Genomic DNA, 11,874 nt, shown 5'->3' with positions numbered 1-11,874 from the left:
TGAATGTCCAGCCCCTGGTAAATAGATTTTTATTCGAAAACTTGCTTTGCAGAATCGGAAAGGTTGTTAATCTTGTGGGCATCTGAAACCTAATTTCGTGAGGAAACAATGAGAATCTCTCGTTCCATCATCATCTGTCTAATTGTTGTCGGTTTTTCACTGACAGCCCAATCCAAAGCCCCTCTCGGTGAATCCGAAATCAAGGGATCCAAAAAAATTGAATTCATCAACCGTTCCCTACGTAAGGCTTCGGACGACATCATCCAAGAAAACACGGAAACGGGTAAAAAACTCGCAGAAACCTTGGCCAAGGAAAATTCGGCAACTGTGGATGGGGTAAAAATCCAAAGGATTTTACCTGGTGCTGATGGAAAACTCGGAGCCGATATCCTAATTATCTCTGAATCCCAAAGTTTTGATCATATCAACTCCATTGCGAGGATCCTTGCTTCTTACATTGAAAAGTCTTTTCAATACAAAGTAGGTAATGCTGAGACACTCGCTCAGTACATTTTGTACTACAATGCAACTCACAGAAAGGATGCCAAATTTTTTGGAAAAAAATACACTTCTGGTGTAATGGAAGTTACATCCCCTGATAAATTGGGGATTGATACTGTTTATAAAAACTGGCCAGGCAAAACACAAATCATCATTCCCATTGAAGGGAATATCTTAAAAGACAACGGAAAAGATGTTACCACTGATGAATTGGAAAAAGATGTAAATCGTACGGTGAAAGACAAAGAAAAAGATCCTGCCACCAAACAAAAGATGGAAGACGAAGCCAAAAAAATGGACAAGTTGCAAACTGATAAAATCAAAGATGAAAAAAAGGTTTTGCAAGATAAAAAAGACGAAGTGTCCAAAGAAGGTAAGGATCTCCAAGACAAAAAAGAAGCTCTTAAAAAACAAGAAGCGGAAGCCGTCGCAAGTCTGAATGAACTGAAAAAAGATCCTGTAAAAAATAAAGCCGAGATCGAGAAAAAAACGGAAGAAGTCAAAAAGATCGAACAAGAGAAAAAACAAACTGACGAGAAATCCCAAGCAGTCGAAGCAAAAAAAGAAGAACTAAACAAAAAAGAAGAGCAACTTGCTAAAAAAGAAGAAGCAAGAACAGGAACCACTACTTCAAGTGATGGTGCAAAAAAAGATGACACGGTTCAAAAGGTAGAAGCGAAAGTTGAAGAATTAAAAACAGAACTCGCACAAACCAAAGAAGAACTGAAGAAAAAAGAAGAACAAAGTGATAATGTTGTGAACAACAAAATCCTTTTTATGAAGTTTATCAAATATGATACAGACGGTCACTATTCCAATGAACTTTGGGCCATTGATCCAGCAAAAGATGATGCTTTATTCAAAAGTCCTTACAATAATATATGTTCTAAGGAGTTTAAAGAAATTGCAAACCAAGGGGTACTTGTGCTTGGTTATGATGGAGAAAAAGTAGAAACTCGCAAACACAAACTCGTGTTACTTGATCCAGATAAATTAGGTGTAAAAAAGACAAGTGAATCAGCGGATATTTTCTGGCGAACACCTATGATCAATCGTGAAGACAAAATTTATGTGATTGAAAAGGTGAAAGACAAATACCATGTATCACGTTTTAAATCAGATCTAACGTTTGAAAAACGGACAGAAGAACCAGTCGAAGAAAATTCGGAACTCACATTTTTTGGAGATAAAATTTACGTAACCGGAAAACCAAAAGAAGGAGACAAAACAACGATTAAAGTCTTCAAAAAAGAAGACTTAAGTTTACTCAAAACCATTGCTCCGTAAGGAGTGTTGCTGATTCTTTTCCATCCAGTTTCATAAGCGTGTTACCTAACCGGAAACATTCTTATGGACTGGCAGGTTCTCTAAAAATTTGAAAACAATTTCCAAAACAGTTTGGATACTCTCGCTTGTGAGTCTTTTTACAGATATCGCAAGCGAAATGTTATACCCAATTTTGCCAATTTACCTAAAGTCCATTGGTTATTCGATCCTCTTCATTGGATTATTGGAAGGGGTCGCCGAGTTTGTCGCTGGTTATAGTAAAGGATACTTCGGAAATCTCTCGGATATCCAAGGAAAACGAGTTCCTTTTGTGCGATTTGGTTATGCACTAAGTGCTATCTCCAAACCCTTGTTAGCAATCAGTCGATTGCCATACCTTGTCTTTTTTTCCCGTACAATGGATCGGATTGGAAAGGGGGTTCGCACTGGAGCTCGCGACGCTTTATTATCAGAAGAAACCACTGCTTCCTCAAAAGCACAGATTTTTGGATTCCACCGTTCCTTTGATACACTTGGTGCCGTGATTGGTCCAAGCATCGCACTTATCTTTTTGGCAATCTATCCCAATCAATATGTATATTTGTTTTATTTTGCAATTGTGCCAGGTTTCATTTCGGTAGGACTAACTTTTTTATTAAAAGAAAAGGAAAACCAAACAAAACAAATGCGAAAAATAACTAGTTTGTTTTCCTATCTTTCGTATTGGAAACAGACAAATTCCAATTATCGAAAGTTAGTTTTTGGATTACTTGTTTTTGCTTTGTGGAATAGTTCCGATGTTTTTTTGATCCTGAAAGCAAAAGAAGTGGGGCTCACTGACACGACAGTCATTGGGATTTATATTTTTTATAATTTAGTGTATGCCATCTTTGCTTATCCATTTGGGATATTGGCGGATCGTTTGGGACTCAAACGAATGTTTTTATTCGGAATTTTTATGTTCATCCTTGTTTATTGGATCATGGGAACCTTCCAAACTGTGGTTTGGATTGTATTTGCCTTTTTTTTATACGGTCTTTTTGCAAGTGCAACTGAAGGAATTGGAAAAGCTTGGATTAGTAATCTTGTACCTTCCGAAGAAGTAGGGACTGCCATTGGTATGTTCACTGGGTTACAGAGTTTTGCTACTTTTTTTGCAAGTCTGATTGCTGGTTGGATTTGGTTTACCTTTGGAGCAGGTGTTACTTTTTTAGTAACAGGAATGTTTGCCTTATTGGTATGGATGTATCTCAAATTCATACCAATAGGGGAAAGATATTATTCCTAATCTTTTAAATACTCAATCCGTTCGCGAATCGCTTCGTTGGATGGATTTTTCTTTGCTAAATCTTCTAGAAGTTTGATGGCCTGTGTTTTTTTTCCCATAATGTCCCAAAGATCAGAAAGTTCCAGTGCTGGTCTTGGATCATTTGGAGATTTGGTTAGCAGTCCTAAATAAATTTCTTCTGCTTTTTCGAGGTCACCAATGAGTCGTAATGCGGCAGCTTTTCCGAGAAGTGCAAAGTAATCATCGCCACTCGCGAGAATTTTATTAAAACATTCGAGAGCTTTGTCGTAGTTACCAAGACCCCTGAGAGAGTCCGCATAACGGTTGATAATGAGTTTGTTTTCAGGATCGGACTCAAGGATTTTTTCCCAATGAGTGATTGCAGTTTTAAAATCTTTTTTCCCTCGGTAAGACTCGGCAAGACCATAAAGAGCAAAAAAGTTTTTTGGATCTAGATTTTTGGCACGTTCGTAGTAAAGAATTGCTTTATCAAAATCTTTGATCTTACGGTAACTATTGCCAATTTCAGTTAGGATTTTAATATTATTTGGTTGGCTACTCAGAAGTTTTTCCCACCACAAAATCGCATCTGCATACCGTTGGCATGCAAAATACAAATGCCCAAGTCCTACAATGACATATTGGTCGTTTGGATTGATTTGCAGAGCTTCCATATAATACACTTCTGATTCTTTGAAGTTTTTTAACTTCCTGTGGGCATCAGCAACTCTAGATAAAATACTTGCATCTGTGATTGTTATGTGGTGAAATTCTTCCGCAACTTCGATGATTCTTTTTAAACTATTGAGATCTCGGTAGGCATTCATAAGTCCCATAAGGGAAAACTTATTTGTGGTATCTCCACTCAAACATTTTCGATAGTATTGGATGGCTTGTTCTGGTTGTTTTGTTTTGGCATAATAATCACCAAGGCCAACAAGTCCATAGGTATTGGAAGGATCTTCATCAAGTAATATGTCTAATCGTTCTTTTGCTTCTTTGAAGCGACCTTGGTCGAGAAAACGATAAGCTTCTTTTGCAAGAGCTTTTATTTTTGTGAATTTTTCATCTTCTTGTGTTTTTTCAATCTCGGCGTTTTCCATTTTCTCTGTCCAATTTTCAGCATTCCTTTTTAGACAGTAAAAATCGACTCAAAAACGTGAGAACATTGACACCAGGCTCTTTTTTGCAGAAATGACAATGAGGGGGGATACGTATGACATCTACAACCGAAGCAATTACAGGCGGCCGGCTCATGGTCGAATTATTGGAAGAAGCGGGTGTGGAAATTGTCTTTGGATACCCTGGTGGTGCCATTCTCCCTTTCTACGACGAACTGTATCATAGTAAAAAAATCAAACACATCCTTGTGCGCCATGAACAAGGTGCTATCCATATGGCTGAAGGGTATGCTCGTTCGACAGGAAAGTTAGGTGTTTGTATCGCAACTTCTGGACCTGGAGCAACCAATTTGATCACTGGTCTTACTGATGCCAAAATGGATTCCATCCCCATTCTTGCTATCACAGGTCAGGTATCCACTGATGCCATTGGAACCGATGCTTTCCAGGAAGCAGATATTTTTGGAATCACAATCCCCATCACAAAGTACAATGCACTGATCAAAAAGGCTGATGACCTTGCTCGTCATTTTGAAGAAGCCATCAAAATCGCAATGGGTGGTCGACCAGGCCCAGTATTACTCGATTTTCCAAAAGATGTACAATTGGAAAAAACTTCCGTAAGAAAAGCATCCGCTTTAAAAATTGCTCCTCATCATTATGAAAGACCAAAGGTAAAAGGGGATCCTCAAGAATTTGCGGATGCACTAAACCAAGCCAAACGCCCGTTACTCTATGTGGGTGGTGGTGCGATCAATTCCTTTGCTTCTGCTGAAATCAAAGCCCTTGCTGAAAAAGCAAATGCACCTGTGACAACGACACTCATGGGACTAGGTGCCTTTCCTGGAACCCATACACTTTCTGTAGGGATGTTAGGTATGCATGGAACGGCTTATGCCAACAAAGCCGTGTTAGAATGTGATTATATCCTCAATTTGGGTGCTCGGTTTGATGACCGTGTTGCCAAATACCAAGACTTTGCACCAAATGCTGTGAGAGCCCATGTGGACATTGATGCAGCAGAGTTTAATAAACGAATTAATGTGGACCATATTTTACATGGTGATTTGAAAGATGCCATTCGTGAAATCCTTCCTTTTGTAAAAGGTGGAGACCGTACAGGTTGGATTTCCAGAATCCAAACTCTCAAACAAAATCACCCACTCGATTATGACAACAGTGGCGAAAGTATCAAACCCCAAGACTTCTTAAACAGGGTGTATACAAAAACGAAAGGTGAAGCCATTGTTTCTACCGATGTTGGCCAACACCAAATGTGGGCAGCACAGTATTATCTCTTTGATAAACCGAATACATGGCTTACTTCTGGTGGCCTTGGTACAATGGGATTTGGATTACCTGCGGCCATCGGTGCCAAATTTGGTAACCCAGATAAAACTGTGATTTGTGTCACAGGAGATGGTTCTTTCCAAATGTGTATCCAGGAACTGGCAACGATCGCACAATCCAAGTTAGGTGTTAAGATTTTACTTTTTAATAATAACTTTCTTGGTATGGTTCGCCAATGGCAGGAACTTTTTTATGAAGAACGTTTTAGTGAATCACAATGGTCTTATAATCCTAACTTTGTGAAACTTGCCGAAGCTTATGATATCCCAGCAATGAGGATTGAAAAAAAATCAGAGATTGATAAAGGGGTAGAGTTCTTTTTGAAAGACAGTGGTTCAGCACTCATTGAAGTCATGATCCCTGCAGAAGAAAAAGTTTTCCCTATGATCCCTGCTGGTAAATCACAACAAGATCTCATCGAATTCAAAGACTTGGGGAAATTGAAAAAATGAAACATACACTGAGTATATTAGTCAATAACCATCCAGGTGTCATGAGCCATGTCTCAGGTTTATTCACAAGACGTGGGTATAACATTGATTCAATTGCTGTTGGTGTTACCGATAACCCAGAAGTGTCTTCTATGACAATTGTCCTGAATGGAGATGATTTTGTAGTTGGTCAGGTGAAAAACCAATTATTAAAACTGCCTGATGTTTTAAGAGTACAAGATATGGCGTATGCGAGTTCCGTACAAAGGGAACTGGTTCTTGTTTCGTTCTCCATCAGTGAAAATAATCGTAGTGAAGCACTTACAATTTGTAACGGATTTGATGTGAAAATTTTAGAAATGACAGAAGATTCCCTTCTCATTGAGTTTTCAGGAAATTCACGTCAGGTGAGTAATATCATAGCGGTTTTAAAACCATTTGGGATCCGAGAAATTTCAAGAACAGGCCAAATCGCCATCGCCTATCGAAACCAAAACGCTGTTTAGAATCCTCTTGACAGTGGTCTAAATTTAGACCAAAATTGGGGGCAATTGAGATTTGTCCCTATGAAACGTACTCTTGTTTTTCTAATTTCCTTCTTCCTTGGTTCTTTCCTTTATTCTGATGCTGAGAGAAAACCTGTTCCTTTAAAACGAGGGAGTGGGGCAGAAGTCTTGTATTTTGATTTTGGAGAAACCGCACCAACGAGTTTTTTCCAATCCGAAAAACTCCAAGAACCAAAACTGGAAGATTTGAAGTTAGGATTTTTGGATGCAGCCCCAGGGTATTATTTGGGACCAGATGGGGGGGAAGTCTACCAATGGGTTAAAAACCATTACCAATGGAAACGGGCTGATGGCAGTGTGTTTACAGAATGGCCCACTGGGATTTTTAAATTAGATTTTCCAACTGGGACTGGATTTGTTTTTGCTCCTGCACTTACATCATGTAATGGATGTTCGCCGACACTCGTTTGGAATTATCCAGACAATTCCAAAATCACAAAGTATTGGATTTCCCACCGAAAAGAATACGATACCATTTACCAAAAACCTCTCGAGTTTCAAAACTACCTCCTCGTAAATGAATCCAAATTCGGAAAACCAAAATTAGAGATAGGAAATCTTGTTTTTTATGGTTCGGATAAGTGGAATGAGTATTTACGTGTGTTTGGTGAAGAAGTCAAAACAAAATCTCTATTTACTATTTTAAAAAATGAATTTGGTTTTGAAAATCGTGGGAAAATTCCTGTCCTACTCTTTGATGACTACCCAACTGCAAAAGAGTATGTAGGATTTGATCTTCCGGGAGCCAACCAAACGGAATTGGGACTTGGGGGTAAGGATGCCATCGTTATGTGTTGCGGCGAACAAATGCCAGAACGATCGGGAAATCCAAATTTTGATGCCGACTCCCTTCGACGGGTTAATTTTAGTATGGTACTCCAAAAACTGACACGAAACGCAGAACAAGTATCTTGTTTAAAAACCATAGCCGAAACAGGAACACAACCTTCCCAAGAAATCCTTGATCCTTGGTTTGAAGAAGGATTGGCCTCTTATATTGAATCTAGAATGAGTGACCGCAAACGTGTTTGGGTTTATGCGGAAACAGAAAAATTAATCCGCGAAAATAAGGCACCCAAGTCCTTTAAATCTTTGTTAGACGCCAAATACAAAGACAACATTCCTTATCTTTTTGGTGCCATCTTAGTCAAACACATCCATGATGTGTATGGAAAAGACGCTATCACTTCCTACCAAAAAGAAACTTGTTTAGGACTTGAATCGACTCTCGCCTTACAAAAAGTAACTGGTGTGAGTGCTGATTCCATTTTGAAAGAGAGCACAAAACGATTTGAAACAGACAAAATTCAAATCTTAAAGGATACAAAATCACTCTCTCTTTCTGGGTATACAATCATGAACCCACAACTTCCCAATGAATATTTTTCCTTTTTGGAGAAAGGTTTTGCAATCAAAGATTCGGCGAAAGATATCAAATCATATGAGGAACTTCCTCACCTATACAAAATCTTTGTTGCAAATGTTGAAGATTTTTCTGGAAAACGAGAAGGGGATTTTTTAGGGCCCAAAGGAACGTATTTTTTCTTATGGAAAAAAGGAAATTACCGTTGGTATGGAGATGGTTGGGAAGCCAATGTATTCCCTGGAAACCAAATCGTGTTTCGTGGATCCAATTACACCATCGTAGAGTGGGAAAATGGAAAAAAACAATATGTGGCACCTAATGGAACTTCGGTTTTATTTTCCAACAGAGAGTCCGTCCAGTATTCGGACTAAATCAAAAAAAAACCGATTTGGCATTTGATTACCAAATCGGTTTCTCTTCCAAAGGAAAGTAAACGATTAAAGTCTAATGACCTTCTAACCAGCGTTCTGCTTCAAGTGCGGCCATACAACCACTACCTGCGGCGGTGATCGCTTGTCTGTACACTTTGTCTTGAACATCTCCTGCAGCAAATACACCTTCAACATTGGTTTGTGTGGTTCCGGGTTTTGTGATGATATAACCTGTTTCATCTAAATTCAATTGGCCTTTGAAAATTTCCGTATTGGGAACGTGTCCAATGGCATAAAAAAGTCCACCCACTTCCAAGTCTTTTTGGGATTTGTCTTTTGTACTTTCGAGTACAATGGAAGTAAGACCACCAGCACCACCTTTTGCTTCCACAACCGTTTGGTTCCAGAGGATTTCAATTTTGGGGTGTTCCATCGCACGTTTTTGCATGATTTGGGAAGCGCGGAGTTGGTCACGTCTTACCACAAGATACACTTTGGAGGCAAATTTTGTCAGGTGATTTGCTTCTTCGACTGCCGAGTCCCCACCACCCACGACCGCGAGAGCTTTGTTTCGGTAAATGGGAAGGGCACCGTCACAAACCGCACAAGCGGAAATCCCACGTTGCCAAAATACGTCTTCTCCTTTTACAAACATACGTTTGGCGGTTGCACCTGTCGCTATGATAATGGATTCTGCTTTGATTTCTTCGTCATCAGACCAAATGGTAAAAGGGCGTTTGGAAAAATCGACTTTGGTAATGGTTTGGGTATGGATGGTGGTACCGTATTTTGCCGATTGCTCGCGGAAAAGTTGGGTGAGTTTGGTTCCATCGATCCCTTCTGGAAAACCAGGGAAATTCTCCACTTCTGTTGTGGTTGTGAGTTGACCACCTGCGGCAACACCTCCTGCCATAAATCCTTCATACATCACTGGGTTTAAATTGGCTCTCGCCGCGTAAATGGCTGCTGTATGTCCTGCAGGACCTGATCCAATGATGACAACTTTGTGGTTCATATTCTCTCCTAATCTGTATCTAGTTCGTTATTCTTTAGACTCGGTCTAAACGATTTGTGCCTATTTTGTTTCACACGCCCGCACCCAAGGTGCATAGTACGGGTCACCCGAAAGTGGGCTAGTTTCTAAACTCTGGAGGTAGTCCTTTTGTTTGACCCCTCTCGTAAGACAGAGATAGGTAGCTTCAAAAAATTCCAAGGTTTCTTTTTTTCCTTGGAAGCGAATTTCCTCTAAAATTTCCAGTGCTTCTTTTTCGTACCCTGTGGTAAGATAGAGGCGGAAGAGTTCTCTTTGTACTTCCGTGTCGTCTTTTTTTTGTTTGTGGTATTTTTCCAAATAAAAGATGGCCGTGGCAATGGATTCCACACTGTCGGCAAGGAGAAGTCCCATCCGTTTGAGGACAGGGTCATACTCAGGATTTTCCCGGAGCGAAAGTTCGTAATAATAAAGGGCTTTTGTTTTTTCTCCGACCAATTCCCATTTTTTCCCTTCTTCAAAAAGTGTTCGTTCTTTTCGGCCGCAATTAACGACTAACAGGAAAGAAAGGATGAGTAAAAAAAAGGGAGTGATTCGATAAGACACATCTCCTTTTTTCCTGACATAGCCATTTGTGGCAAAAAAAATAATAAGTCTCTTTAAGCTTTTTGTCCGACTCTTTAAGTAACATAAGAGAGTAAAGATGGGTTCCAAATTGCCAGTTTCTCAAAATCAGCTTTTACAAACATTCCAAGAGTACCTGTCCGTAGAAAAAGGACTGAGCGATAATTCGATTTATTCCTACGGATACGACCTGAACAAGTTCGCCATCTTTTTGGAAAAAGAACATATCAACTTTTTAGAAGTAAAAGCAAACGACATCATGCGTTTTCTCGAAGAAGAAAGAGAACGTAAAATCTCTGCAAAAACTCTTGCAAGAGAAGTTGTGGCAATCCGTCAGTTTTACAAATACTTACGAGATGAAAAACGTCTCGATTCCAATCCAACGGAAAAAATTGAGACTCCTGAAGTTGCAAGAACCATCCCTGATTACCTCACACAAGCGGAAATTGAGGAACTCTTCAGAAATATCAAAGAGGACAATTTGTACGAACTTCGTGACAAATGTATCTTTGAATTACTTTACTCTTCTGGCCTTCGGATTTCAGAAGCATGTAATTTAAAAATGTCCGATATTGATATGGAAAATATGACCATCACTGTCGAAGGAAAAGGGGGTAGACAACGCCTTGTTCCTTTTGGTGAAAAGTCTTTGGAAATCCTCAAACGTTACCTCACAGAAAGTCGCACTGAAATTTTGAAAAAAAGAACCTGTGACTTTGTATTCGTTTCTAAAAAAGGATCGTATATCAATCGTAAGTCGGTTTGGAGACTTCTGAATCACTACATCAAACGTACTAAAATTAAGAAAAAAGTCACTCCACACACGTTACGTCACTCGTTTGCAACTCATCTACTCGAAAACCACGCAGACCTTAAGTCCGTACAAGAGTTACTTGGTCATATTGATATTTCTACCACACAGATATACACACATATGGCAAATAAAACTCTGAAGGAAGTTCATAAGAAATTCCATCCGAGAGGATAATGTCGAACCCCACGAAACATGCGGACTACGGAAAAGTAGTCCGTATCCAAATTCCCTCCAACCCTCGTTTTGTTTCTCACACTCGAAATTACTTTTTCAATTTATGTTTAGAACATGGATTTTCCCTATTTGATTCCATGGATTTAAAATTGGTCATTGGGGAAGCCATCACCAATATCATTCGGCACGCTTATTCCAGTCGCACAGACAAACCCATTTTCATTGAAATCCAATTTGATAAAGACAGAGTGGAAATCAAACTCCGCGATTATGGAAAAAAAGTAGAACCCAAAGATTTACGGAGTTTTGACGTGAGTGATTATAGAGAACATGGCATTGGGTTATTTATGATCCGCGAACTCACCGATTATTATTTTTTAGACCAATCCTTTGAGATTGGAAACCAGATGGTCCTCATCAAAAGAAAGTAACCTCCATTTTTCTCGACAAAGGTTTCCCATTTGGAATTTTATCCGTATGGAAACAATTCACGCAACCACCATCCTCTCTGTTCGTAAAAATGGAAAAATTGCAGTAGGGGGAGATGGCCAAGTTTCGATGGGAAATACCGTCATGAAACATACAGCGAAAAAAGTTCGTCGCCTTTACAACGGTAAGGTGATTGCTGGCTTTGCTGGAAGTGCGGCTGATGCCTTCACACTCTTTGAACTCTTTGAAAAAAAATTAATTGAACATGGTGGATCTGTTTCTCGTGCTGCAGTGGAACTTGCACGTGAATGGAGGATGGACCGTATGTTACGAAGGCTTGAAGCTCTCCTCATCGTATGTGATGCCAATGAATCCTTTCTCATTTCAGGAACGGGGGATGTGATCTCACCAGATGATGGTGTACTTGCCATTGGATCTGGTGGTAATTTTGCCCTCAGTGCTGCAAGAGCCCTTGTAGAGAACACTGACTTAGACCCAAAAGAAATCATCACAAGAGCCATGAAGATTACCGCTGACATATGTATTTATACAAACCACAATTTAGTGATCGAGGAATTATAA

11 protein-coding genes are annotated in these 11,874 nt (G+C 39.5%); 8 read left to right on the top strand and 3 right to left on the bottom strand.

Annotated features, from left to right (window positions below; all coding sequences use genetic code 11):
- The first annotated feature begins 108 nt into the window (after nt 1-108).
- Nucleotides 109-1,788, top strand: a complete 1,680-nt coding sequence (locus DI076_RS04600; RefSeq protein WP_108958813.1) for a P83/100 family protein — start codon at nt 109-111, stop codon at nt 1,786-1,788.
- A gap of 88 nt (nt 1,789-1,876) precedes the next feature.
- Nucleotides 1,877-3,055 (top strand): MFS transporter, encoded by a 1,179-nt coding sequence (locus DI076_RS04595; protein ID WP_108958812.1) that lies wholly within the window; start codon nt 1,877-1,879, stop codon nt 3,053-3,055.
- On the opposite strand, the gene DI076_RS04590 is transcribed toward DI076_RS04595, so the two are convergent.
- Nucleotides 3,052-4,158 (bottom strand): tetratricopeptide repeat protein, encoded by a 1,107-nt coding sequence (locus DI076_RS04590; protein ID WP_108958811.1) that lies wholly within the window; start codon nt 4,156-4,158, stop codon nt 3,052-3,054. The two genes, DI076_RS04595 and DI076_RS04590, sit on opposite strands and share 4 nt — an antisense overlap.
- A gap of 113 nt (nt 4,159-4,271) precedes the next feature.
- On the opposite strand from DI076_RS04590, the gene ilvB reads away from it, so the two are divergent.
- The 3 genes from ilvB to DI076_RS04575 are packed head-to-tail and all read left to right on the top strand — an operon-like array spanning nt 4,272 to nt 8,260.
- Complete coding sequence (ilvB, locus tag DI076_RS04585) at nt 4,272-5,978, top strand: biosynthetic-type acetolactate synthase large subunit (protein ID WP_108958810.1); 1,707 nt, start codon at nt 4,272-4,274, stop codon at nt 5,976-5,978.
- On the top strand, nt 5,975-6,463 hold the full coding sequence (gene ilvN, locus DI076_RS04580; RefSeq protein ID WP_108958809.1) for an acetolactate synthase small subunit: 489 nt from the start codon (nt 5,975-5,977) through the stop codon (nt 6,461-6,463). The genes ilvB and ilvN overlap by 4 nt, the downstream gene beginning before the upstream one ends.
- Nucleotides 6,464-6,523: 60 nt before the next feature.
- The gene (locus tag DI076_RS04575; protein ID WP_108958808.1) at nt 6,524-8,260 is read left to right on the top strand and encodes a peptidase MA family protein; all 1,737 of its coding nucleotides are present in this window, start codon (nt 6,524-6,526) and stop codon (nt 8,258-8,260) included.
- Nucleotides 8,261-8,333: 73 nt separating this feature from the next.
- Here the strand turns inward: DI076_RS04575 and trxB are convergent, their stop codons facing one another.
- Nucleotides 8,334-9,275: a thioredoxin-disulfide reductase gene (gene trxB / locus DI076_RS04570; protein ID WP_108958807.1), complete on the bottom strand. Its 942-nt coding sequence runs from the start codon at nt 9,273-9,275 to the stop codon at nt 8,334-8,336.
- 60 nt (nt 9,276-9,335) lie between these two features.
- Complete coding sequence (locus tag DI076_RS04565) at nt 9,336-9,857, bottom strand: tetratricopeptide repeat protein (RefSeq protein WP_108958937.1); 522 nt, start codon at nt 9,855-9,857, stop codon at nt 9,336-9,338.
- A gap of 97 nt (nt 9,858-9,954) precedes the next feature.
- Between DI076_RS04565 and xerD the strand changes: the two genes are divergently transcribed.
- Genes xerD through hslV form a run of 3 tightly spaced genes read left to right on the top strand, consistent with a single transcriptional unit; the run spans nt 9,955 to nt 11,874 of the window.
- On the top strand, nt 9,955-10,863 hold the full coding sequence (xerD, locus tag DI076_RS04560) for a site-specific tyrosine recombinase XerD (protein WP_108958806.1): 909 nt from the start codon (nt 9,955-9,957) through the stop codon (nt 10,861-10,863).
- Complete coding sequence (locus DI076_RS04555; protein WP_108958805.1) at nt 10,863-11,294, top strand: ATP-binding protein; 432 nt, start codon at nt 10,863-10,865, stop codon at nt 11,292-11,294. Before xerD ends, DI076_RS04555 begins: the two co-directional genes overlap by 1 nt.
- 46 nt (nt 11,295-11,340) lie before the next feature.
- Nucleotides 11,341-11,874, top strand: coding sequence for an ATP-dependent protease subunit HslV (gene hslV, locus DI076_RS04550; protein ID WP_100727469.1), 534 nt, complete (start codon nt 11,341-11,343; stop codon nt 11,872-11,874).

This window comes from Leptospira ellinghausenii, from assembly GCF_003114815.1.
Classification (GTDB): domain Bacteria; phylum Spirochaetota; class Leptospiria; order Leptospirales; family Leptospiraceae; genus Leptospira_A; species Leptospira_A ellinghausenii.
The sequence above is the reverse complement of the archived record's forward strand: the minus strand, read 5'-3'. Positions and strand labels throughout refer to the sequence as shown.

Bases quoted from the DNA above. Each gene is read 5' to 3' on its own strand.
- DI076_RS04575 (WP_108958808.1), top strand. From the start codon at position 6,524: ATGAAACGTACTCTTGTTTTTCTAATTTCCTTCTTCCTTGGTTCTTTC.
- DI076_RS04555 (WP_108958805.1), top strand. From the start codon at position 10,863: ATGTCGAACCCCACGAAACATGCGGACTACGGAAAAGTAGTCCGTATC.
- ilvB (WP_108958810.1), top strand. From the start codon at position 4,272: ATGACATCTACAACCGAAGCAATTACAGGCGGCCGGCTCATGGTCGAA.
- DI076_RS04590 (WP_108958811.1), bottom strand. From the start codon at position 4,158: ATGGAAAACGCCGAGATTGAAAAAACACAAGAAGATGAAAAATTCACA.
- hslV (WP_100727469.1), top strand. From the start codon at position 11,341: ATGGAAACAATTCACGCAACCACCATCCTCTCTGTTCGTAAAAATGGA.
- DI076_RS04600 (WP_108958813.1), top strand. From the start codon at position 109: ATGAGAATCTCTCGTTCCATCATCATCTGTCTAATTGTTGTCGGTTTT.
- xerD (WP_108958806.1), top strand. From the start codon at position 9,955: ATGGGTTCCAAATTGCCAGTTTCTCAAAATCAGCTTTTACAAACATTC.
- ilvN (WP_108958809.1), top strand. From the start codon at position 5,975: ATGAAACATACACTGAGTATATTAGTCAATAACCATCCAGGTGTCATG.
- trxB (WP_108958807.1), bottom strand. From the start codon at position 9,275: ATGAACCACAAAGTTGTCATCATTGGATCAGGTCCTGCAGGACATACA.